Raw genomic sequence first — 23,846 nt, forward strand, 5'->3', positions numbered from 1 at the left:
GTGCTGATGCGCGCCCGGGTCACCCTAAAAACGGCAGTTGGATGCATTTGCCAGCGCTGCTTTTGGGGCGCCAGGCAAGGAGAAGCAACACCGCATGGCGCTCCAAAAGCGGTGCTGGCAAGTGCATAGCGCTGTCACCCCAAAGGTGAGGCTGCAAAAACAACCCAAGGCCCGAGTCCACGCGGTGTGCGGCAAGATGACAAGCGGTCAACTGCCGTTTTTAGGGTCACTCCATGGCCGCAATCACCCCGCCGCCCAGGCACACGTCACCGTCGTACAGCACGGCGCTCTGCCCGGGCGTCACGGCCCACTGGGCCTGGGGGAACTGCAGCGCAAAGCCTTCAGGGGCGGCGGCCAGCGTGCAGGCGGCATCCTGCTGGCGGTAGCGCGTTTTGGCGGCATAGGCCCCGGGCGCGGGCGCGTGGCCTGCGCACCAGCTGGCATTGTGCGCCGTCAGGCGGTGTGACAGCAGCCAGGGGTGGTCATGCCCCTGCACCACCTGCAGGGTGTTGCGGGCCACATCTTTGCGGGCCACGAACCAGGGCGCGTGCTCGCCGCCGCCGCGCTGCGCGCCCTTTTCCTTGATGCCGCCAATGCCCAGGCCCTGGCGCTGGCCCAGCGTGTAAAACGACAGCCCCACATGCCGCCCCACCCGGCGGCCGCGCTCGTCCTCGATGGGGCCGGGCGCGTGTCTGATGTAGCGGTTCAGAAACTCGCGAAACGGCCGCTCGCCGATGAAGCAGATGCCGGTGGAGTCCTTCTTGCGCGCGTTGGGCAGATGGATCTCTTGCGCGATGCGGCGCACCTCGGTCTTGTGCAGCTCGCCCACGGGGAACAGCGTCTTGGCCAGTTGGGCCTGGTTGAGGCGGTGCAGAAAGTAGCTCTGGTCCTTGGCCGGATCGAGCCCCTTGAGCAGCTCGTACCGCCAATGCGGGTCCGGGGCGCTGACCGGGGCGAGATCCTGCGCGGTCGCGCGCGATGCCATCGTGTCATGCCCCTGGGGCATGGAGCCCGTGCCGGCCGCAACGCGGCGCACCCTGGCGTAATGCCCGGTGGCGATCTTCTCGGCCCCCAGCCGCATGGCGTGGTCGAGAAACGCCTTGAACTTGATCTCGGCGTTGCACAGCACATCGGGGTTGGGGGTGCGGCCGGCCTGGTACTCGCGCAGGAACTCGGCAAACACCCGGTCCTTGTAGTCGGCTGCAAAGTTCACGTGTTCGATCTCGATGCCGATCACATCGGCCACAGCCGCGGCATCCACGAAATCGACGTTGGACGAGCAATACTCGTTATCGTCGTCGTCTTCCCAGTTCTTCATGAAGATGCCGACCACCTCGTGGCCCTGCTGCTTCAGGAGGTAGGCGGTCACGGCCGAATCCACGCCGCCCGACAGACCGACGACGACGCGGTGTTTGGTGCTTGCTGTCATGGGCCTGATTGTATTTTTGGTGCCCGTGGCACCACGCGGGCGATGCCTGCACCGGCATGGTGGCGCTGGAGCGGGACGTGGCCGATGCTGCTGGTTGATGTGCCGAGTGGGGGCATAGCCGCGTGCCGACGGCCGCGCTCAAGCCCGTGCACCGATGCCCGTGCCGGGCTTGCCAGGGGGTGCCATCACCACCCGGTTGCGACCCAGCGCCTTGGCGGTGTACAGGGCCTGGTCGGCCCGTTCCAGCGTGTGGTCGATGCTGTCTTCCGCGCGGTGCTGTGCCAGCCCTGCCGACACGGTCAGGTGCAGCACGCCGTTGGCGTGCGGTATCGCCAATTGCGCGACCTCCTGGCGCACGCGGTCCAGCAGGTCGCGGGCATCCTCTGGGCTGGTTTCGGCCAGCATCAGCACGAACTCTTCGCCACCCCAGCGGGCCAGCACGTCGGTGTCGCGCACGCAGGCGCGCACCGTGCTGGCAAAGGCCTGCAAGGCACGGTCCCCGGTCGAATGGCCGTGCGTGTCGTTGATGGGCTTGAAGTGGTCAATGTCCAGCTGCGCCAGCATGAGCGGCCGGCCGGTGCGTAGCGCACGGCGCTGCTCCAGCGTTATCAGGTCTTGCATGGCGCGGCGGTTGAGCAGCCCGGTCAGGTCATCGCGCGTGGCCAGTTCGCGGTTGACGGCCAGGGCATCGGCCAGGGCTTCGCGCTGGCGCTGCAGTTTCAATCGGATGCGGTGGATGCGCAGGTTCAGCGCAATGCAGCCGCCCAGCACGATGAGCACCATCAGCGCGTAGGCGGTCTCGATGTAGCCCGACGTGCTGGCGTTCAAGCGCGCGCACACCGCAATAGCGCAGCCGAACGCGGCCAGCGCATACATGCCGATGCCGATCACCTCGGCCGTGGTGAGTGCAAAGGTGCCAAAAAACAGGATCATGGCTAGCAAGCTGGGCACGATGCCCCGCGCCTCGCCTGCCAGCACGTACGCCACGGCGCCGCTGGTGATGGCCCACACCATCTGCGCCACGGTGAGTGATGGGTCGCCCAGCCTGGCCGCTTGATCGAAGCGCACCAGCAGGCTTAACACCAGCAGCCCGGCCACCGACAGGCCAGCCCACCAGCGCACTGACGTCACGTTCATGGTCTCGGTCGCTTCGGCCAGCAGCAGCAACACGCCGGCACTGCTGGCCATGATCAGCAGCGCCAGCAGGGACATGCTCATCAGCACGCGGCGCTGCGGGTCGGTGGACAGGGCCACATCAAGGATGCGCCGCCACGCAAGGGCCAGGGGATGTCTCATGCCCGCAAGCAGCATGGCCGCTGCAGTTCAGGGGTGACGTTGCGCAGCAGGGCCTGTGCACCGGCTGCAAGCGCGGTGAAGGGGCTGGGGCCTGACCGCGCCGACGTGGCAGTGGCCAAAGAGGGTGTCGGGCCCGTGTTGCTGACGAAGCCGGGGCAGCCGGGCGCCACCGCCGCGTTGCCCGGACGTGATGCATAAAGTAGGTGCGTGAAGGTCATGCCCGCGCTGACGATACCGAAGTTGGGGGTGCGCGTCTACCACCTTCATGGGGTAGGGGCGTTGCCCAGCGCATCCGAGCGTCACGCTAGCGCAGCGCCCACGCTTTTCGGTCCGGCCCAGCCGCAAAACCATCAGGAAAGCACCAGGGCCGCCAGCGCCGCCAGCGGGGCGGTTTCAGCGCGCAGCACGCGGGGCCCCAGCGTGATGGGCGCAAAGCCGTGGTCTGCGGCCAAGGCTTCTTCGGCAGCGCTCAGGCCGCCTTCCGGGCCCGACAGGAACAGCACGGCCCGCGTGGCCCCTTGCGCGGCCACCGCCGTGTGCAGCGGTACCGCGCCTGCGCGCAGCGACAGCAACAGTCGCTGCGCCGGTGCCGCCGCATCGTGGCCCGTGGCTGCGCCCGGGTGGCGCACCCCACTGGCCAGGTCCACTGCCGGATGCACCAGCGGCACGCGGTTGCGGCCGCACTGCTCGGCGGCCGCGATGGCCACGGCCTGCCAGTGGGCGATCTTCTTGTCGGCGCGCTCGCCCCGCAGCTTGAGCACGCTGCGCTCGGCCATCAGCGGCGTGATGCTGGCCACGCCCAGTTCGGTGGCTTTTTCCACCAGCCAGTCCATGCGCTCGTTGGCGGTGATACCGGCCAGCAGGTGCACGGCGCGCGCGGCTTCGCGCTCGATGGCGTGGTGGGCGCCGACGCGCACCCGAACGTCGCTGCGGCCCATGTGGACCACCGTGGCTTGGAATTCACCGCCCGGGCTGTTGGGCACCATGCCGCCATCAAAGAGCGTGATGGCGTCGCCCGGCTGCAGGCGCAGCACCTGCACATGGCGGGCGGCGCTGGCGGGCAGGTCCAGCGCGGTGCCGGTGGCCAGGGCGGCAGGGCAGTGAAAACGGGGCATTTGCTATAAAATAAATAGCTATCTTGTCTTACCTAGCAAGCGCAACAGCCTGTTTTTGTTGGTAATGGAGGCCGCGCGGGCGGCGCGCAGTGATGTGCGGTCACATCCGGCCGTAGGCAAAGCCCGTGACCGGTTCGGTGCCTTCGATCTGGTCGAGCATCTTGAGCAGCGGCCCAAGCTGCCGGTAGCGGTTGGCCGTGGCCCGGATGTAGCCCAGGAAGCGGGGCGCATCGGCCAGGTATTTGGGCTTGCCGTCGCGCAGCGTCAGGCGCGCAAAGATACCGGCGACCTTCAGGTGGCGCTGCAGGCCCATCCATTCGACTGCGCGGTAGAACTCGCCAAAGTCATCGCCCCAGCCGCTGGCGCTGCGGGCACCCAGCAGACCGGCCCTGCGTGCCTTTTCCCAGTAACGCACGGTGATGTCGATGACAAATTCTTCCTCCCAGCTGATGAAGGCGTCGCGCATCAGGCTGGCGATGTCGTACGTGATGGGGCCATAGACGGCATCCTGGAAGTCGAGCACGCCCAGCGGCTGCCCGCCGGGCCGCCCCAAGGCGGCGAGCGCCCCCTCGGGGAGCGTGGGTGCCATGAGATTACGGGTCATGAAGTCGCGGTGCACGTACACGCTGGGCGCGGCCAGGTTGTGTGCCACGATGGCGCTGAAGGCGCTTTGCAGCGTGGACTGTTGCGTGGCGTCGAGCGTGACGCCGCGGTGCTGGCCCAGGTACCAGTCGGGAAACAGCGCGAGTTCGCGGCGCAGCAGGGCTTCGTCGTAGGCGGGCAGCACGCCGGGCTGCGACGAGGTTTGCCAGCGCAGCAGCACGTCAGTGGCCTGCTGGTACCAGGCGTAGGCGTCCTGGGGCTTGGCCGGGTCCAGCAATTCGATCAGCGTTTGGCTGCCCAGGTCGGACAGCAGCATGAACCCGCCTGCCGGGTCCCACGCCAGGATGTCAGGCACGTTCAGGCCTGCCGCAGCCATCAGCGCCTGCACCTGTACAAAGGGCGCGCAGTTCTCTTTGTCCGGTGGCGCATCCATCACGATGCGGCTGACGCCCGTAGCACTGTCGATGCGCAAGTAACGCCGAAAGCTGGCGTCCGCCGAGGCCGGCCGCAGGCTGGCAGGCAGCAACTGGTGGGTGTGCACCAAAGGCCCAAGCCAGGTCTCAAAGGCTGCCTTGCGGGCGGGATCGGACCAGGTGACCCGTGCGGCGCAGGGGGCGGTGGACGCGACGCCCGAAGGCAGGCCGCAGGGCGGGGGTGGGGCGGGGTGGCTCATGGATAATCCGATTTTACAAATCCGTCCCGGTGCAGCCGCGCTGGATGCCGCTTCCTGTGCCTGAGTTGCCCCTTCTGTCCCACGTGCACCGTCACCAGCCACCCGCCGCGCATCCCTCGCTCCTGCGGGCACTGCCTGCCGGGGGTGCGGCGCCTGCTGGCCCGCGGCCGCTCGCGCCTGGCGCCGTGGTCTGCGCGGTGATGCTGGCGTGGTGCGGGTTGCCGCTGGTTCACGCGCAGGATGCGGGCTCCCCGCCCGCGCTGCGCAGTTCGCCCTTGCTGCAGGACAAGATTCCGGATTCAGTGCGCTCGCAACTGCCGGTGTTCGTGCGCGGCGACCGGATCGAAGGCCAGACCGACCTGAACGCGGTGGTCGAGGGCAACGCCGAGCTGCGCCGTGGCGACACGGTGATCCGCGCCGACCGGCTGGACTACAACGTGCCCGAGGACCTGGCCCGCGCTCAGGGCCGGGTGCGCATCAACCGCGCAGGTAATGTGTACGAGGGCACGGCGCTGGAACTGCGCGTGGATGCGTTTGAAGGCTTCTTCAGCGATGCGCGCTACCGGTTCCTGGCCAACGGTGCCCACGGCGAGGCCACCCGGGTGGACTTTATTGACCAAGACCGCTCCGTGGTGCATGCGGGCAGCTACACCACCTGCGAGCGCGGCAACGAGGCCAGTTGGCAGCCCGACTGGGTGCTGCGTGCAGGCACGATTCACCTGGACAACCAAGAGCAGGTGGGTACGGCACAGAACGCCGTGCTGGAGTTCAAGGGCGTGCCGTTGCTGCCCATCCCCTCCATCACCTTTCCGCTGTCGGACAAGCGCAAGTCCGGTCTGCTGCCCCCCACCATCGGGCTGGACAGCCGCGACGGCCCGGCCTACCTGCAGCCTTATTACTGGAACATCGCGCCCAATCGCGATGCCACGCTGCGGGCGGCGCTGATGACCAAGCGCGGGGCCAACCTGGGCGGCGAATTCCGCTACCTGGAGCCTGATTACCGCGGGCAGATCAGCGGTGACGTGATGCCTTCTGACCGGCTGCGCGACCGCACGCGCTGGAGCGTTTCGGCTCAGCACCAGGGCGCGATGGACACCGACTTCGGCGGGCTGGGCCTGAACCTGAACGTCAACCGTGTGAGTGACGACAACTACTGGCGAGACTTTAGCCGCGCTGCGGAGGCCCTGCGCCAGCGGCTGCTTCCGTCGGACGCGATCCTCTCGTGGGGCGCCAGCGACATGTCGGCCACGGTGCGCACGCTCAAGTGGCAAACCCTGCAAGACGTGAGCGCGCCCATCGTGCCGCCATACGACCGGCTGCCGCAGTTGCAGTGGCGCTATGCGCCTTCACAGCTGGGCGGCGGTTTCGATGCCAGTGTGGAGCTGGACACCACGCGCTTTCAGGCTGCGCGCCAGCTCACCGGCCAGCCCAATGCCAACCGCAGCTATGCCATGGCCCAGGTCAGCCGCCCCTTTCTGTCGCCCGGCGGATTTGTCACACCCCGGCTGCAGTTGCATGCCACGCAATACCAGTTCGACACGCCACTGGGCAACGGCGATCGCTCGGCTGCCCGCGCACTGCCCACCTTCAGCCTGGACAGCGGGCTGGTGTTCGAGCGCGACGCCAGCTACTTTGGCCGCGCCTTGGTGCAGACGCTGGAGCCGCGGGCCTTCTACACCTACACGCCCTTTAGCGACCAGAGCCGCCTGCCCGTGTACGACACGGCCGCCAACGATTTCAATTTCGCCACCATCTACACCGAGAACGCCTATGGCGGTAACGACCGTCTGGCCGACAACAACCTGCTCACGCTGGGCGTGTCCACGCGGCTGTTCGATCCCGCCACCGGCGCGCAAGCCGCGCGCTTTGGCGTGGCGCAGCGCCTGCGCTTTACCGACCAGCGGGTGGTTCTGCCCGGGGCGTCCCCGGTGAGCGAGCGCCTGTCGGACCTGCTGCTGGGCGCCGCCATCTCCTGGACGCCGCAGTGGGGCTTTGACTCCACGGTGCAGTACAACCCCAAGACGGGCCGCTCCATCCGCTCGACCATCGGCGCGCGCTACACCCCCGGCAGTTTTCGCACCATCAGCGCGGCCTATCGCCTGCAACGCGGCACCAGCGAGCAGATCGATATCGGCTGGCAATGGCCGCTGAGCGCGCTGTGGGGCGGCGACAAAGGCTCAGCCGAGGCCCGACCCGGCCAGGGTCAGGGCAGTGGCCGCTGGTACAGCGTGGGCCGCCTGGACTACAGCCTGCAGGACCGCAAGCTGGTGAACACCATCGTCGGCTTTGAGTACGACAGCTGCTGCTGGATCGGCCGCGTGGTGCTCGAGCGGCTGCAAAGCAGCGTAACCACCTCCAACACGCGGTTGCTGTTCCAGATCGAGTTTGTCGGCTTCTCGCGCCTGAGCCTGGGGGCCAGCCCGCTGGAGACGCTCAAGCAGCACGTGCCGAACTACCAGTACCTGCGCCAGCAGGCACCGGCGCCCAGCCGGTTCTCCAACTACGACTAGGGCCCGTCAACGTGCCCTGCAAGCCCTTTGATCAGCCCTTGATTCCGCCGGAAACGTTTGACGGCCTCCTATGTCACACACCATGATGAAACACCGCGCATTTGCCCTCGCCTTGTGGGCCACCCTGGCTGCTGTCGCCGTTGCGCAGGGCGCGGCCGCGCAGGGGCTTCGTCCGTCGACCTCGCCCTCCGGTGCCGGGTTGTCCCGGCCTGCGCCGGGCCCGGCGGTCACCGTGCCTGCGGCCAACGCGCCGGTTTCCACAGCCCCTCGGGAGGCCGATTTCATCGTGGCTGTGGTCAATTCCGAGCCCATCACCAACAACGAAGTGCGCTTGCGCGTGGCGCGCGCCCAGGCGCAACTGGCCCAGCAGGGGGGAGCCATGCCACCCGGTGACCTGCTGGCCCGCGAGGTGCTGGAGCGGCTCATCCTGGAGCGCGCGCAGTTGCAGCTGGCGCGCGAGACCGGGATCAAGGCGGATGATTTCGCCGTCACGCAGGCCGAGCAACAGGTGGCCAAGCAAAACGGCATGTCGGTGGACGATATTTACCGCCGCCTGGCCCGCGACGGCATCAGCAAGGACCTTTTTCGCGAAGAGCTGCGCAACCAGTTGCTGCAGCAAAAGCTGCGCGAGCGCGAAGTCGAGTCGCGCTTGAAGGTCTCCGACCAGGATATCGACCAGTTCCTGCGCGATCAGGACAAGGGCACCGATGTGTCGGCCATGGAAATCAACCTCGGCCATGTGCTGGTGCTGGTGCCGGAAAACGCCTCGCCCGCAGTGGTGGCCGAGCGCCAGGCCAAGGCGCAGCGCGCCGCTGACAAGGCGCGCAGTGGTGAAGAATTTGCCGCCGTGGCGCGTGAATTCTCGGATGCGCCCGAAGCCCAGCGCGCGGGCGGTCTGCTGGGCCTGCGCCCGGCCGATCGGTACCCCGAACTTTTTGTTGCGTCCACCCTGGGCCAGCCGGTGGGCAGCATCGTCGGCCCGGTGCGTTCGCCAGCCGGTTTTCATGTGCTCAAGGTGGTCGAGCGGGTCACTGCGGGCCTGCCCAGCACGGTGGTGCAAAGCAATGCCCGCCACATCCTGCTGCGCACGGGCCCACAGTTGTCTGAAACGGCGGCGGCCGCGCGCCTGGCCGACTATCGCCGCCGCATCCTGGCGGGTCAGGCCGACTTTGCGGCCCTGGCGCGCGAGCATTCGCAGGACGGCAGCGCCAAGGACGGCGGCAACCTCGGCTGGGCCAACCCCGGCCGTTATGTTCCCGAGTTCGAGCAGGCCTTGGATGACTTGAAGCCCGGCGAGATCAGCCAGCCCCTGGCCTCGCGTTTCGGCGTGCACCTCATCCAGTTGCTGGAGCGGCGCGAGGCCAAGCTCACACAGCGCGAACAGCGCGAGCTGGTGCGCAGTGCCGTGCGCGACAAGAAACTCGACGAGGCCTATGCCACCTGGGCGCAGGAAGTGCGTGGTCGCGCCTACGTCGAATATCGCGACCCGCCGCAGTGAAGATGGCGCCCATCCCCCTGAGGTGCTGCGCACCTTCCCCCTTGTTTCGTATCGCTGCGCGAATCGGGACGGGGGGTGCCGCCAGCGCGGCCCGTGCGCGGCGGCCACGGGCATGGATGGCGTCCCGTGGATAGCTCGCATGCCGCCTCTCGGCACATCGAACCCACCAGCGAGCCCATGGCATGAAACACATACCCCGCAAGCGCTTCGGCCAGCATTTCCTGTCGGACCACGCCATCATCGACGGCATCGTCGATGCCATTGACCCACGCCCCGGTCAGCCCATGGTCGAGATCGGGCCCGGCCTGGCGGCGCTCACCCAGCCGCTGGTCGAGCGCTTGGGGCGCCTCACGGTCATTGAACTTGATCGCGACCTGGCCTTGCGGCTTCGGCTGCACGGTCAGCTGGATGTCATCGAGTCGGACGTGCTGAAGGTTGACTTCACCGCGCTGGCGCAAACCCTGCGCGACAAGGCGGGCCAGTCCGGCCTGAAGCTGCGCGTGGTGGGCAACCTGCCCTACAACATCTCCACGCCCATCCTTTTTCACCTTCTCGACCATGTGACGGTGGTCCAAGACCAGCACTTCATGCTGCAAAAGGAAGTGATCGACCGCATGGTTGCCAGCCCCGCCACGGCTGACTACGGCCGCCTGTCGGTGATGCTGCAGTGGCGCTATGCCATGGAGAACGTGCTGTTCGTGCCGCCCGAGAGCTTTGACCCGCCCCCCCGCGTGGACAGCGCCGTGGTGCGCATGGTGCCCCGCGCCGAACCGGCCCCGGTATCGGTGCCGCTGCTGCAAGAACTGGTGCAGGTGGCCTTCAGCCAGCGCCGCAAGCTGCTGCGCCACACCCTGGGCCGCTGGCTGGAGGCGCGTGGCTTTGCCGGCGAATTCAACACCCAGCGCCGCGCCGAAGAGGTGCCCGTGACCGAATACATCGCCCTGGCGCAGGCGTGCGGCTGAGCTGGTGGGGAGTGAGTGTGGGGAGCATGCTCGGGCGCCGAGCGCCGAGCGCCGAAACCCGACGGACGCAACGGCCATGCGGACGCTCATCGTGCGGGGCAGATCAGGCTTCAGCACAAAGCCAGGAGACAACCCCGCCAACCAGATGGTTTGCTATTTATTCAAGAGCATTCAGGTCAATCAAATCAAGCGCTAGCACCCGATTTCGCCCTAAACCTCTGCAACTGGCACGCCCCAAGGCCAGAGACACCGCGCAAGGGCCGCCCCGCCGCGCTGGTGTCGTCCCCCTTCCCGGAGCGCGAAGCGCGCAGAGAGAAGGGGGAAGGGGGAAGGCGCAAAGCGCCTCAGGGGGATGCCCCCTGATTCAAGCGGCGCTCAGCCAGTAACTGGCATTGAAAGGGCTGCTCATGCGCAGCGCCATCGGAGAGACATCGACCAGTTTGTCGGTCGGCATCTTTTCGGCGGCGTCTTCTGTCTGGATCGCGATACCTTCGACATTGCTGCTGGTGCTGCTGGTGCCGGTAGGAGCCTCGTTCGCCCGTTCTGCTTGGCTGGTGGATGCAGAACGGGCTACAGAAAAGAATAGAAACACCGGAACGGTATCTTGCGGTCGCCCCAGTAGTCTGCCGCATCACGGAAGATGTCGAGCAACTGCTCGCGCGCTTCCTTGTCGAACTTGCCCGTGGCGGGAATGTGTTCGAGCACCACGATAAACCCGGGCTGCGGCCCCGATTTGTGCAGCGGGTCGGTCATGCAGTCGTACAGCGCGTCAAAGTTCTTGCCGAAGTGCGACGGGAAGGTGAACTGTGCCGCGATCAGGTCCAGCACATCCTGCTTGGACTGTGCGTGGGCCAGATTGGCATACAGGAAGTGTTGGCCCATGGCGGTCGCTGCATCCTGCAGGTCCTGCACGCGGAATGCGCGAATGGACTGCACGATGTTCGTGCGAACGCCGCGCAGCGGCGTTTCCTGGTCTTTACTACGAAGTGGCGTCTGCATCTCCGCTGCTCTTTCTAAGTTAAATCCACAAATCTCGGGTTTTCAGGACACTTCGCAGGCTGGCCTTGGTCGGCCTGCGGGTGGGGCATTCATTCATCGGTTGCAGCTTGGGCGACCCAGGCGATCTGGATCGGCCTGCGCCGCCGTGGGAATCATTGGACGATCTCGCGAAAACTGGCGTAGTGATCACTCGTGTAGTAGCAGACATCCGGCGTCCGGGGCTTGCCACCACACACAATGCGCCGGGCTCCCCGGTTGCGCGCTCCTGGTGTTTTGACGGTGTATTCGCGGTAGTAGCCCCGCTGCTTGCCGGGCAACAACCGCTCGCGATTGCCGAAAACCGTGCCATCCTTCTCGTAAGGGAAGGGACCGCCCTCATGGATCAGCGCGTAGGTTGCCCGCCCCTGGGGCGGCAACTCGGCCAATGTGATGGGGGGAACGGAACCTTCGCCAGACGGGTTTTGTCGGGCCTGCACCGCGCCTTGCGACAGCGCGATTGCAACACCCAGCACACACAAAACCCCTGCCCTGCGCGCCCGGGTGGCCATAGCCTTCAGCATCAACGAACCTTTCAGAAACTACGGGTTAACCCGAAATTTCGAGCCGCTAGTGTCGCTCAACACCCCCCAAAAAGCAAGCGTTTGCTCACGGATTGGGCAGACGCTGACGGGGGTCCAAGGGCTCTAAGTTAGCGCTTGCTTTCTTTAGAGGGCTTATCTGGAGACGTTTGCATCAGCCACCGTGAGCGCGGTCATATTCACAATACGACGCACCGTGGCGCTGGGGGTAAGAATGTGAACCGGCTTGGCGGCACCGAGCAGCACCGGGCCGATGGCAATGCCGCCACCGGCGGCCGTTTTGAGCAGGTTGTATGCGATGTTGGCCGCGTCGATGTTGGGGAACACCAGCAGGTTCGCATCGCCGGTCAGTTCGCTGGAGGGCATGATGGCGGCGCGGGCCTTGCCGTCCAGGGCGACATCGCCGTGCATTTCGCCGTCCACTTCAAGCCACGGGGCTTGCTCGCGCAGCAGCTCCAGCGTCTGGCGCATCTTGACGGCGCTGGCGTTGTTGCTGGTGCCAAAGTTCGAATGCGACAGCAGCGCGGCCTTGGGTTTGATGCCAAAGCGCATCATTTCCTCGGCGGCCAGGGCCGTGATCTCGGCCAGCTCCTGCGGGCTGGGGTCGTAGTTGACGTGCGTGTCCACCAGGAACACCTGGCGCCCGGGCAGCAACAGGCCGTTCATGCAGGCATAGACCGGCACGTCCTGCGCGGTGCTGGTGGCGCCGCCGGCGTGCTTGCCAATGACCTGGTCGATGTACATCAGGTGGTTGGCCGTGGTGCCCCAGGTGCCGCAGATCAGCCCGTCCACCTCACCCTTGTGCAGCATCATGGCCCCGATCAGCGTGAGGCGGCGGCGCATCTCGATCTTGGCGACCTGCTGGGTGATGCCCTTGCGCTCGGTCATGCGGTGGTAGGTCTGCCAGAAGTCGTTGTAGCGGTGGTCGAAATCGGTGTTGACCACGTCGTAGTCCACGCCCTCCTTCAGGCGCAGGCCGAATTTTTCGATGCGCTGGGCGATGATGGCCGGACGCCCGATGAGCGTAGGGCGGGCCACGCGCTCGTCCACCACAATCTGTGCGGCCCGCAGCACGCGTTCTTCTTCCCCTTCGGCGTAGGCGACACGCTTTTTGGTGGCACTGCGCGCCGCATCAAAGATGGGCTTCATCGTCGTGCCCGATGCGTACACAAAGGTCTGCAGGCGGTCGCGATAGGCGTCCATGTCGGCGATGGGGCGCTGTGCCACGCCGCTGTCCATGGCGGCCTGGGCAACGGCTGGCGCGATCTTGATCATCAGCCGTGGATCGAACGGCTTGGGGATCAGGTACTCGGGGCCGAACGTCAGCTTCTCGCCCACATAGGCCGCGGCCACCACTTCGCTTTGCTCGGCCTGGGCGAGTTCGGCGATGGCGTGCACGGCCGCAATCTCCATTTCATCGGTGATGGTGGTTGCACCGCAATCGAGCGCGCCGCGGAAGATGTACGGAAAGCACAGAACGTTGTTGACCTGGTTGGGGTAATCCGACCGCCCCGTGGCCATGATGATGTCGCTGCGCACGCTGTGCGCCAGCTCGGGCGTGATCTCGGGATTGGGGTTGGCCAGGGCGAAGATCACCGGGCGCTCGGCCATGGTGGCCACCACCTCGGGCTTGAGCACGTTGCCGGCCGACAGGCCCAGGAACACGTCGGCGCCAACCATTACCTCGGCCAGCTTTCGGGCGTCGGTTTTTTGCATGAACTGGCGCTTGTCGTCATCCATCAGTTCTTCGCGACCCTCGTAGACCACGCCGGCCAGGTCGGTCACAAACACGTTCTTGCGCTGCACGCCCACCTTGAGCAGCAGGTTCAGGCAGGCCAGCGCTGCGGCACCCGCACCGCTGGTGACCAGTTTGACGTCTTCAATCTTTTTGTTGGCCACCATGAGCGCATTCACGATGGCCGCCGCCACCGTGATGGCCGTGCCGTGCTGGTCGTCATGAAAGACCGGAATCTTCATGCGCTTGCGCAGCTCGCGCTCCACGTAGAAGCAGTCGGGGGCCTTGATGTCTTCCAGGTTCACCGCGCCGAAGGTGGGCTCCAGCGCCGCAATCACCTCCACCAGCTTGGCGGGGTCTTTCTCGTCGATCTCGATGTCAAACACATCGACACCGGCAAACTTTTTGAAGAGCACGGCTTTGCCCTCCATCACCGGCTTGGAGGCCAGCGCGCCGATGTCGCCCAGGCCCAGCACCGCCGTGCCGTTGGTGATCACGGCCACCAGGTTGCCGCGCGAGGTGTAGCGAAACGCGTTGGCCGGGTCTTTGACGATTTCCTCGCAGGGGGCCGCCACGCCAGGCGAGTAGGCCAGCGCCAGGTCGTGCTGGTTGATCATCTGCTTGGTGGGCGCAATCGACAGCTTGCCGGGCTTGGGAAACTCGTGGTACTCGAGAGCGGCGCGGCGCAGCTGGGCGCGCTTGTCGGAGTCATTGTTATTGTTCTGGGCCGGGGTGTTCTCGGGCATTCAGTGTCTCCAACTCATGGTGATGCGCCACCGTGCGCAACGGCGGCGTGCGGCTGTCAGCGTTTGTAAGGGTGTGCGATTGTAGGGTGGCGCGCGTGAAAACCCTAGTACGCGAATCTGCTTACTCAGGGCTGCTATGACCTTATGCACACCCATCATGGCGCGCGTGCCGGTGGGCAGGCGGCTGCGCTGTGGCGCTGGCGGCGCGGTCGCCCCGGCGCAAACGCTCCAGCGCCGCCGGGGGCGCTATCAGGCGGTTTCGTGCAGCGCGTCGCCCAGGGCGCTGACCAGGCGGTCCACCTCGGCCTGGGTGCTGATGAAAGGCGGGGCCAGCTGGATGGTGTCGCCGCCGTAGCGCACGTAAAAGCCCTTCTTCCAGCAGTTCATGGCGATTTCGAAGGGGCGCCGGGCTGGCTCGCCGGGCACCTGGGCGATCGTGAAGCCCGCAGCCAGGCCAAAGTTGCGAATGTCGGCCACATGCCTGGCCCCCTTGAGGCCATGCACCGCCTGCTCAAAGTAGGGGGCCAGCGCCTTCACGCGGCCGATCATGTCTTCGTTTTGCAAAATGTCCAGCGCCGCCAGGCCCGCCGCGCATGCCACCGGGTGGGCCGAGTAGGTGTAGCCGTGCGGGAATTCAAGCATGTACTCGGGGCCGCCCGCCGCCATGAAGGTGTTGTAGATTTCCCCGGTGGCCACCACGCCGCCCAGCGGCTGCGCGCCGTTGGTGACCTGCTTGGCAAAGTTCAGAATGTCGGGCGTCACACCAAAGGCCTCGGCGCCCGTCCAAGCGCCGCTGCGGCCAAAACCGCTGATCACCTCGTCAAAAATCAGCAAAATGTTGTTTTGTGTGCAGATCTCGCGCAGGCGCTGCAGGTAGCCCACGGGTGGGATCACCACACCGGCGGAGCCCGAGAACGGCTCGACGATCACCGCCGCGATGTTGGACGCATCGTGCAGTGCAATCACCTCCAGCAGTCGATCGGCCAGCTCTTTGCCCGTGGGCGGCATGCCTTTGTGGAAGGAGCCTGCGGGCGGCTGGGTGTGGGGCAGGTGGTCGGCCTCGATGCCCTGACCAAACAGCTTGCGGTTGGCCACAATGCCGCCCACCGAAATGCCGCCAAAGTTCACGCCGTGGTAGCCCTTTTCGCGGCCGATCAGGCGCGTCTTGCTCGCTTGCCCCTTGGCGCGCCAGTAGGCGCGCGCCATCTTGAGCGAGGTGTCGGCCGATTCAGATCCGGAACCCGTGAAGAACACATAGGCCAGCCCCTGGGGCATCAGGTCCTTGATGCGGTTGGCCAGCTCGAACGACAGCGGGTGGCCGAACTGGAAACCTGGCGAATAGTCCAGCTTCATGGCCTGCTTGCCAATGGCCTCGGCAATCTCGCGGCGGCCATGGCCCAGGCCCGCGCACCACAGGCCCGAGAGACCGTCAAAAATCTTGCGGCCTTCGGCGTCGGTGTAGTAGGCGCCGCTGCCCTCCACGATGATGCGCGGGTTGGCCTTGAACTGGCGGTTGCCGGTGTAGGGCATCCAGTGGGCTTCCAGCCACTCGGCGTCCATGCGGGGGGCCTCGGTGCCTGCGGCGGGTTGTTCGATATGGACGAAGCTCATGGGGTTCTCCAGGGCGAGGCAGTGGCCAAAAAAGCCGGGCAACCCCAGCAGACCGGGGCGCAAGACACTTCATTGTTGCGCCGGATGTTAATCTCTCAAATACTCCAATATCAATGTTTACTTGACGATTTATGCAAGTAAAAATGGCCCCACCCCCCTCCGCAGCGCCCGCACCGAAGCACCGCGCCATGCTCGGTCAGCTCAGCGACATGGACCTGCGCTTGCTGCAGGTGTTCAAAGCCGTGGCCGAATGCGGCGGCTTGTCGGCTGCCGAGCTGGAACTCAACATCGGCACCAGCACCGTCAGCCGCCACATGAAGGACCTGGAAACCCGCCTGGGCCTGACGCTATGCCGGCGCGGGCGGGCGGGGTTTGCGCTCACGCCTGAAGGCCAGCGGGTGTATGACGAAACCCTGCGCCTGCTGTCGGCGGTGGACAGTTTTCGCAGCGGCATCGACGACATCCACCAGCGCATGGGCGGGCGGCTGGATGTGGCGGTGTTTGACAAGACGGCCAGCAACCCGGCGGCGCATATCGGCGATGCGATTGCGCTTTTTGCCGCGCAGGCCCCCGAGGTGAGCCTGCAGATGCATGTGGCCAGCATCCCGGCCATCGAGCGCGGGCTGATCGACGGCAGCTTCCAGGTTGGCATCATCCCGGCGCACCGCAGCTCGCAGAGCCTGGTGTACGCCAACCTGTTCACCGAGACCATGCTGCTGTACTGCGGCGCGCGCCATCCGCTGTTTGGCACCGACCGCGCCCAGCTCACCTGGGATGCGCTGCGCGCCTACCAGTTTGCCGGGCTGGGCTACCACTCGCCCAACATGGAGCTCAGCCACAGCGCCCGCCTGCCGCGCAAGGCCACAGGGTTCGACCAGGAATCGATTGCCACGCTCATCCTGTCGGGCTGCTACCTGGGCTTTTTGCCCGACCACTATGCCGAGGGCTTTGAGCGCCAGGGCCTGATGCAAGCCGTGCATCCCGCGCAGTTTTTCTACCCCTGCCAGTTTGTAAGCGTGCTGCGCAAGTCGCCCCAGCCCACGCGGGCCGCCCTGGCCTTTGCGCAGTGCCTGGCGCGAGCGCATGGTGGGGGATGAGCGGCCTTGCCACCAGCGCCCGCCGGGCACAGAATGGTTGCACCCCCAGCTTTTCTGACGTGGAGGACTCCATGGCCAACAGCATCTCCTCAATCGGCGCATCCGGCATGCAGGCCGCCCAGATGCGGCTGGACGCATCGGCCAACAATGTGGCCAACGCCAATACCCCCGGCTACCGCCGCCTGGTGGTGTCGCAGGAGGCTGCGGTCGATGCCGCTGGCGTGCGCGCCACGGTGCAGCGCGAACAGGAGGCCCAGGGCGTGGCGCTGGAAAAAGAAGCCGTGGAGCAGATCGCCGCCACCTACGCGTTCAAGGCCAGCCTGCAGACCGTGCGCGCCCAGGACCAGATGATGGGCGCGTTGCTGGACGTCAAAGCCTGACCCGGGGCTGTGGCCAGTGGCCCCCGCGCTAAGGAACCTCTGCATAACTCCCTGCAGTCTGCGCGGGCCCGGGCCCGGGCAGTCCACGGCGTTGCTTTTCTTGCCAATAGCCAGGCTATTGGCTGCAAAAAGCGCCTTGTGGCCTATCCCGATCCGCACCAGCGCATCCTCGCGAGGGTTACGCAGAGCTTCCCTGAGGCGCAACGGGTTTGCTATCGTGCAGGCGGCGCAAGCGGTGGCATCCAAGGCGAACCGCCGACCGGCCTGAGCGCCCCGTGGGGTGCGCGCATCCCGAACATCCTGCTCCTGGCGACCTTTGTGCTGGCCCATCGCGACGCCCGGCCCGCTAAACCATATAAGTTGCAGGGTCTAAAGCCCCCGTTACTATGATGGTCGTTCACATTTCCTTACTCCCTTCACTCAAACGGAGCACACATGGCCCTCATGGACTTCATCAAGAAACAGTTCATAGACATCATCCAGTGGACGGAGGAGGGCGATGGCACGCTGGCCTGGCGTTTCCCGATGAGCGGGATGGAAATCCAGAACGGCGGCACGCTGGTGGTGCGCGAGTCGCAGATGGCCGTGTTCGTCAACGAAGGCCAGGTGGCCGACGTGTTTGGCCCCGGCACGCACAAGCTCACCACGCAGACGCTGCCGGTGCTCACGTACCTCAAGAACTGGGACAAGCTGTTTGAGTCCCCCTTCAAGAGCGACGTTTATTTCTTCAGCACGCGCCAGCAGATCGACCAGAAGTGGGGCACACCCCAGCCCATCACCATCCGCGACAAGGACTTTGGCGCGGTGCGGCTGCGCGCCTTTGGCAACTATGCCTTCCGCATTGCCGACCCCAAGCTCTTTCACACCGAAATCTCGGGTACCCGCGAGAGCTACCCGGTGGGCGACCTCGAAGGCCAGTTGCGTGGCCTGGTGCTGCAAAACATCAGCAACGCCATTGCGGGCAGCGGCCTGCCGTTTCTCGACCTTGCCGCCAACCAGGTGATGTTTGCCGACGCGCTGGCCAAGGAGCTTGCCCCTGCGTTCGCCAAGATCGGCCTGCAGCTGGAAGGCATGACGGTGCAAAACGTCTCGCTGCCCGAAGAGCTGCAAAAGATCATGGACCAGAAGATCGGCATGGGCATGGTCGGCAACGACATGGCCAAGTTCATGCAGTACCAGACGGCGCAGGCCATCCCCAAGTTTGCCGAGGGCAGCGCGGGCGGTGGCAGCGGCATTGCGGGCGACGCCATGGGCCTGGGCGCGGGCGTGGCGCTGGGCCAGGTGCTGGCGCAAAACCTGGCCCAGGGCCTGCAAACGCCGGTGGCCCCTGCCGCGGCTGCGGCCGCACAGGCCGCCGCAGCGCCGCTGGGTGTGAAGCCCGAGGAAGTGATGGCCACGCTGGAAAAGCTGGGCGATCTCAAGGCCAAGGGCATCCTCACGCAAGAGGAGTTCGACGCCAAGAAGTCCGAGCTGCTCAAGAAGCTGATCTGACGTTCACTATCAAAATAATAGCTGCCAGCGCCCGATAGACAAGCGCGACAGGCCATAAAGGTACCGAAACCGCCCGACGCGGCGCTCGGCAGCTGCCCCTGATGGCATCCGATTCCACCCAGCGTTACTACCGGGCGCCCTGCCCAGGCTGCGGCGCGCCTGTCGAGTTCAAGAGCGCGCAGTCCACCCACGCCGTGTGCGGCTACTGCCAGAGCACGGTGGTGCGCAACGGCGACGTGCTCACGCGCCTGGGCAAGATGGCCGAGCTGTTCGACGACCACAGCCCGCTGCAGCTGATGGCCAGCGGGCGCATCAACGAGGGCGGCCAGGACATCCCCTTCACCCTCATCGGCCGCCTGCAATACAAAAGCGATGCTGGCGTGTGGACCGAATGGGTCGCCTTCTTGCCAGACGGCACCATGGCCACGCTGGGCGAAGACAACGGCGCCTACGTCTTCACCCGGCCCATCGACCCCGGCCGCGAACTGCCCGAGGCTGCGCGCTTTCGGCTGGGTGCCACCACCGCCATCAACGGCAAACCCTACAGCGTGGCCGCCACGGGCCAGGCATCGCTGATCTCGGCGCAGGGAGAGCTTCCCAAGCTGCCACCGCTGGGCCACCCCTTTGACATGGTGGAGCTCAGGAGCAGCGACGGCGAAGTCCTCAGCATCGACTACAGCCGCCAGCCCCCGCAGGTCGAGCGCGGCAAAACCGTGCTGCTGGAAGACCTCAAGCTCCAGGGCCTCAAGGACGAATCGGCCAAGGAAGAAAAAGGCCGTCAGTTCAACTGCCCGCACTGCGGCGCGCCCGTGCAGGTGCAGCTGGCCACCACCAAAAGCATCACCTGCGGCTCGTGCGCCAGCATCATCGACCTGAGCAGCGGCGTAGGGGCCGAACTGCGCTCGGCCGAGCAGGACGAGCCCGTGCGCCCCATCATCCCGCTGGGCACCAAGGGCCAGCTTCAAGGCGTGCACTGGCAGGTGGTGGGCTTTCAGCACCGCATGGGCGTGGCCCCCGGCGACGACGAGCACTTTGGCTGGAGCGAGTACCTGCTCTACAACCAAAAGCGCGGCTTTGCCTTTTTGGTGGATTCGGAAGAAGGCTGGAGCATGGTGCGCCCCACCACCGGCGCGCCGCAGTTGTCATCCAATGGCCGCAGCGCCACGTACCTGGGCACCAAATACGAGCTCAAGTACAGCTACACGGCCGAGACCACCTACGTGCTGGGCGAGTTCTACTGGCAGGTGCACCGCGGCCAGAAAACCAGCAACCGCGACTTCGCCAGCAGCAAAGGCGTGCTCTCGCTGGAGCAAAGCCCCACCGAACTCACCTGGTCGGCCGGCGACAAGATCGCCAGCGACGCCGTGGTCAAAGCCTTCAACCTGCAGGACAAGCAAGACGTGCTGCAGCGCGACGACCCCGGCCCCTTTGTGGCCGCCAAGGGCATGGGCTGCGGCACCATCGTGCTGCTCGCGGTCATCATCCTCGTCCTGCTGGTCTTGCTCAGCCGCTGCTCGCGCTGCGACCCGCAGGTTGAAAATTGTTCGTCGTCGAGCTACCGCAGCTCCGGCGGCTCGTACGGCGGCTATTCATCGGGTGGCAGCCACAAGTGACATCAACCCCACCCCCCATTCACCGGAGAACAGCATGACCAAATTCGAATGGCTTCACCCCCTGTCCATCGGCGGCACGCTGATGTATGCCTTGATGGGCATCGTCATCTTCTGGGTTGCCTTCATCATCATCGACAAAATCACGCCGTACGACCTGTGGCGCGAAATTGTGGAAAAGCAAAACAAGGCCCTGGGCATGGTGGTGGCGGCGATGTGCCTGGGCATCAGCATCATCGTGGCGGCGGCAATACATTGACGTAGCGGGAGGGCGAGCGCCCACCCCGCACGGTTGCCTTTCATACGCTGGGTTGCGATCCGCTTTTATGAAAAACTAGATATTTCAATTTTCATAAGGCTAAGATTGGCGGCCTCTTGTAAAAATTGCACCTACCGTGACTTTTGCGCCCACATCCCATCGAGCCGGCCGCTACCTGCAACAGCTCACGGGATACAAGGCCTTTGTTCCGACCCCCCTCCCGCCCCATCCCGACATTGACTTCGACGGGGAGTTGCGCACCTTGTTGTCGCAGGCAGACCGGGATATCGCGCGGCTGGATGCCATTGCCGCCTTGTTGCCCAACCCCGACCTTTTCGTGGCCATGTATGTGCGCCACGAAGCGGTACTTTCCTCGCAGATCGAAGGCACGCAAAGCACGCTCGAAGACGTGCTCGCCTTTGAAGCGCATGCGTCGGCTGGTCACGACGGGCCCAAGGATGTCGAGGAAGTCGTGAACTACGTGCGGGCCATGAACCATGGCCTGACGCGGCTGACCGAGCTGCCGCTGTCGCTGCGCCTGCTGCGCGAGATCCACGGCAAGCTCATGCACGACGTGAGAGGGGGCGAAAAATCCCCCGGTGAATTCCGCACCTCGCAAAACTGGATCGGTGCCACCGGCAGCACCCTCGCCACGGCCTCGTTCGTGCCGCCCCCGCCGCATGAACTGATGAATGCCCTGGGCGCACTGGAAAACTTCCTGCACCAGGGCGAGACCACCGTGCCGCTGCTCATCCGCTGCGGACTGGCGCACGCGCAGTTCGAAACCATCCACCCGTTTCTCGACGGCAACGGCCGCGTGGGCCGGCTGCTGATCACCCTCATGCTGTGTGAAGAGCAAGCCCTTTCGCGACCGCTGCTGTACCTGTCGGTGTTCCTCAAGGCCCACCGCGCCGAGTATTACGACCGCCTGACTGCCATTCGCCAGCACGGGCATTGGGAGCCTTGGCTCAAGTTCTTCTTGCGTGGCGTCAGCCAAACGGCACGGGCCGCCACCCGCACGGCACACGACATCATGGGTATGCGCGAAGCGCACCGTACCGCACTCATCAAGAACCCCAAAGCCCTCAAGTTGCTCGACAGCCTGTTCCAGCAGCCCATGGTTTCGCCCAACCGCATCGCCGCCATCGTGGGCTGCACCCACCCCACTGCCGTCAAGCTGGCGCGCGACCTAGAGGCCCGGGGCTGGCTGCGCGAGGTCACAGGCTTTGAGCGCAACCGCCTGTACCGCTACCAGCCTTACCTGGACCTCTTTCACCGCGAAACGGTGGAAGCCGCGTTCGCGCCATCGGGCGCATAGCCGCGCCGCTCGCCAAGCCCTTTTCTCATTACCCCGCATGCCCACCCTTGACTGGCTCCACCGCGCCGCCGCCTTCTCCATTGCCGACCAGGTGCCCTACCGCCTGCTGGACACCGTGTCGCACCACGGCAGCAGCAGCCACAGCAATCCACGCAGCAACACCGACAACCTGCTCATCCACGGCGACAACCTGGAGGCCCTCAAGGCCCTGCTGCCCTTCTATCGCGGCCGCATCAAGTGCATCTTTATCGACCCGCCCTACAACACGCAAAGCGCGTTTGAGCACTACGACGACAAGCTCGAACACAGCCAGTGGCTCAGCATGATGCTGCCCCGGCTGGAACTGCTGCGGGATTTGCTCAGTGACGACGGCTCGATCTGGGTGACCATTGACGACAACGAGGCGCATTACCTCAAGGTGTTGATGGATGAGGTGTTTGGGCGGGGGAATTTTGTGGCGAACAACGTTTGGCAAAAACGTTACTCGCGCGAAAACCGTGAATCCATCGGGGATGTGCACGACCATTTACTGGTTTACGCGGTCAATCCTGTGAAGTTCAAGCAGATTCGAAATCGAATCCCCCTCGATGAACTGCAGGCCAAGATTTACAAAAACCCTGAGAACCCTGGTGAAACTGATCCGGCAAAGCGATGGCGTGGGTTGCCCATGACGGCGCAAGGCTATAGGCCTAACCAGATGTATGTGATCGTCGCGCCAAATGGCAAGGAACACGTCCCACCCCCCGGGCGTTGTTGGTCAACAGTGGAGCCCGAGTACCTTAAATTGCGCGAGTCGGGGCGAATCTACTGGGGAAAAGATGGCAACGCACAGCCAAGCGTGATTCGATTTTTGTCAGAAGTAGAAGGGCTGGTACCGTGGACTTGGTGGCCGCATGAAGAAGTGGGGCATACCGATGAAGCAAAAAAGGAAGCGAACGAGCTTTTTGGTGGCGATGTCAGCTTCGGCACCCCCAAACCCGAACGCCTGATCCAACGCATCCTCCACATTGCCACCAACCCCGGCGACCTCGTCCTCGACAGCTTTCTCGGCTCCGGCACCACCGCCGCCGTGGCCCACAAGATGGGCCGCCGTTGGATTGGCATCGAGATGGGCGAGCACGCCATCACCCACTGCCTGCCGCGCCTGCAAAAGGTGATCGATGGCGAGCAGGGCGGCATCAGCGCGGCGGTGGGGTGGCAGGGGGGCGGCGGCTTCCGCCTGGCGCGGCTGGGCGCGCCCGTGTTCGGGGCAGACGGCAGCATTGACCCCGGCGTGCGCTTTGCCACGCTGGCGGCCTACATCTGGCAGCAAGAAACGGCCACGGCGTGGGATGCGGGGCAGGGCACGCCCGGCACGCCGTATCTGGGCATGCACTCTGTTTTTGATAGCGGCTTGCGCTTGATGGACATGCGTCAGGTGGAAATTTCATCTGAAGCCGTGCCACCCGCGTCCCATCAGTCGCCCGCGCTGCCCGGGTCCGAATTGCCACAACCCGTTCGCCCTGAGCCTGTCGAAGGGCTGGTGGGCCACCGTGCCCCGGCTTCGACAGGCTCAGCCCGAACGGATGGGGTGGGGGATGTCGGTGGTGCCCCGGCTTCGACAGGCTCAGCCCGAACGGGTGGGGACGGGCGCATGGACAGCGATGCAGACGGGAGCGGGGCGGCCATAGCCACCCAGCCCCCAGCCCCCACCCTGCGCAGCCGCACGGCCTACTACCTGCTGTTCAACGGCATCCTGGGCGACAAGCGCCCGGCGGGTGGCAACGTGCTCACGCACGCGGTGCTGCAGTCGCTGCTGCAGTTGCACGCCGCCACGCCCCACCCCGACGCGCCGCTGGTGGTCTACGGCGAAGCCTGCCGCCTGGGCGCGGCCCGGCTGGCGCAGGCCCGCGTGGTGTTCAAGCACATTCCGTATGACGTGAAGGCGCGCTGAGTG

At 65.4% G+C, this 23,846-nt stretch carries 19 protein-coding genes; 10 read left to right on the forward strand and 9 right to left on the reverse strand.

Annotated features, from left to right (window positions below; genetic code table 11):
- Window positions 1–226 precede the first annotated feature (226 nt).
- The 4 genes from ACK543_RS12825 to ACK543_RS12840 form a co-directional block, all read right to left on the reverse strand.
- Window positions 227–1,429 (reverse strand): MnmA/TRMU family protein, encoded by a 1,203-nt coding sequence (locus ACK543_RS12825; protein WP_409943231.1) that lies wholly within the window; start codon window positions 1,427–1,429, stop codon window positions 227–229.
- 138 nt (window positions 1,430–1,567) lie between these two features.
- A complete protein-coding gene (locus tag ACK543_RS12830; protein WP_409943232.1) occupies window positions 1,568–2,725 on the reverse strand; it encodes a diguanylate cyclase domain-containing protein in 1,158 nt (385 codons plus the stop codon).
- A 350-nt stretch (window positions 2,726–3,075) separates the two neighbouring features.
- A complete protein-coding gene (locus ACK543_RS12835) occupies window positions 3,076–3,840 on the reverse strand; it encodes a 16S rRNA (uracil(1498)-N(3))-methyltransferase (RefSeq protein WP_409943233.1) in 765 nt (254 codons plus the stop codon).
- A 100-nt stretch (window positions 3,841–3,940) separates the two neighbouring features.
- Entirely contained in the window at window positions 3,941–5,116 is a 1,176-nt protein-coding gene (locus ACK543_RS12840) for an aminoglycoside phosphotransferase family protein (RefSeq protein WP_409943234.1), read from the reverse strand.
- A 200-nt stretch (window positions 5,117–5,316) separates the two neighbouring features.
- On the opposite strand from ACK543_RS12840, the gene ACK543_RS12845 reads away from it, so the two are divergent.
- The 3 genes from ACK543_RS12845 (at window position 5,317) to rsmA (ending at window position 10,086) form a co-directional block, all read left to right on the forward strand.
- Window positions 5,317–7,626: an LPS-assembly protein LptD gene (locus tag ACK543_RS12845; protein ID WP_409943255.1), complete on the forward strand. Its 2,310-nt coding sequence runs from the start codon at window positions 5,317–5,319 to the stop codon at window positions 7,624–7,626.
- Between the two features lie 85 nt (window positions 7,627–7,711).
- On the forward strand, window positions 7,712–9,124 hold the full coding sequence (locus ACK543_RS12850; protein ID WP_409943256.1) for a peptidylprolyl isomerase: 1,413 nt from the start codon (window positions 7,712–7,714) through the stop codon (window positions 9,122–9,124).
- 182 nt (window positions 9,125–9,306) lie between these two features.
- Window positions 9,307–10,086, forward strand: a complete 780-nt coding sequence (rsmA, locus tag ACK543_RS12855; protein ID WP_409943235.1) for a 16S rRNA (adenine(1518)-N(6)/adenine(1519)-N(6))-dimethyltransferase RsmA — start codon at window positions 9,307–9,309, stop codon at window positions 10,084–10,086.
- A gap of 364 nt (window positions 10,087–10,450) precedes the next feature.
- On the opposite strand, the gene ACK543_RS12860 is transcribed toward rsmA, so the two are convergent.
- The 5 genes from ACK543_RS12860 to ACK543_RS12880 all read right to left on the reverse strand — a co-directional run bounded on the left by ACK543_RS12860 (window position 10,451) and on the right by ACK543_RS12880 (window position 15,755).
- Window positions 10,451–10,678, reverse strand: coding sequence for a hypothetical protein (locus ACK543_RS12860; protein ID WP_409943236.1), 228 nt, complete (start codon window positions 10,676–10,678; stop codon window positions 10,451–10,453).
- Entirely contained in the window at window positions 10,657–11,085 is a 429-nt protein-coding gene (locus tag ACK543_RS12865; RefSeq protein WP_409943237.1) for a barstar family protein, read from the reverse strand. The genes ACK543_RS12860 and ACK543_RS12865 overlap by 22 nt, the downstream gene beginning before the upstream one ends.
- Before the next feature lie 152 nt (window positions 11,086–11,237).
- Window positions 11,238–11,645 carry a ribonuclease domain-containing protein gene (locus tag ACK543_RS12870; protein ID WP_409943238.1) on the reverse strand — a complete coding sequence of 136 codons (408 nt, stop codon included), beginning with the start codon at window positions 11,643–11,645 and terminating at the stop codon, window positions 11,238–11,240.
- 153 nt (window positions 11,646–11,798) lie between these two features.
- Window positions 11,799–14,144, reverse strand: coding sequence for an NADP-dependent malic enzyme (locus ACK543_RS12875; RefSeq protein WP_409943239.1), 2,346 nt, complete (start codon window positions 14,142–14,144; stop codon window positions 11,799–11,801).
- A gap of 249 nt (window positions 14,145–14,393) precedes the next feature.
- Complete coding sequence (locus ACK543_RS12880; protein ID WP_409943240.1) at window positions 14,394–15,755, reverse strand: aspartate aminotransferase family protein; 1,362 nt, start codon at window positions 15,753–15,755, stop codon at window positions 14,394–14,396.
- 188 nt (window positions 15,756–15,943) lie between these two features.
- Here ACK543_RS12880 and ACK543_RS12885 point away from each other — a divergent pair, with 188 nt between their 5' ends.
- The 7 genes from ACK543_RS12885 (at window position 15,944) to ACK543_RS12915 (ending at window position 23,843) form a co-directional block, all read left to right on the forward strand.
- A complete protein-coding gene (locus ACK543_RS12885) occupies window positions 15,944–16,852 on the forward strand; it encodes a LysR family transcriptional regulator (protein ID WP_409943257.1) in 909 nt (302 codons plus the stop codon).
- Window positions 16,853–16,923: 71 nt separating this feature from the next.
- Entirely contained in the window at window positions 16,924–17,232 is a 309-nt protein-coding gene (locus ACK543_RS12890) for a flagellar basal body protein (RefSeq protein ID WP_409943241.1), read from the forward strand.
- Between the two features lie 435 nt (window positions 17,233–17,667).
- Window positions 17,668–18,723, forward strand: coding sequence for an SPFH domain-containing protein (locus ACK543_RS12895; protein WP_409943242.1), 1,056 nt, complete (start codon window positions 17,668–17,670; stop codon window positions 18,721–18,723).
- A gap of 101 nt (window positions 18,724–18,824) precedes the next feature.
- A complete protein-coding gene (locus ACK543_RS12900) occupies window positions 18,825–20,336 on the forward strand; it encodes a DUF4178 domain-containing protein (RefSeq protein WP_409943243.1) in 1,512 nt (503 codons plus the stop codon).
- A gap of 34 nt (window positions 20,337–20,370) precedes the next feature.
- A complete protein-coding gene (locus ACK543_RS12905; RefSeq protein ID WP_291517586.1) occupies window positions 20,371–20,592 on the forward strand; it encodes a DUF350 domain-containing protein in 222 nt (73 codons plus the stop codon).
- 136 nt (window positions 20,593–20,728) lie between these two features.
- Window positions 20,729–21,910: a Fic family protein gene (locus tag ACK543_RS12910; RefSeq protein WP_409943244.1), complete on the forward strand. Its 1,182-nt coding sequence runs from the start codon at window positions 20,729–20,731 to the stop codon at window positions 21,908–21,910.
- Between the two features lie 37 nt (window positions 21,911–21,947).
- Complete coding sequence (locus ACK543_RS12915) at window positions 21,948–23,843, forward strand: site-specific DNA-methyltransferase (protein WP_409943245.1); 1,896 nt, start codon at window positions 21,948–21,950, stop codon at window positions 23,841–23,843.
- Window positions 23,844–23,846: the final 3 nt, after the last annotated feature.

Origin of the sequence: Acidovorax sp., assembly GCF_046341535.1 — a bacterium.
In the GTDB taxonomy this organism is placed as follows: domain Bacteria; phylum Pseudomonadota; class Gammaproteobacteria; order Burkholderiales; family Burkholderiaceae_C; genus Acidovorax.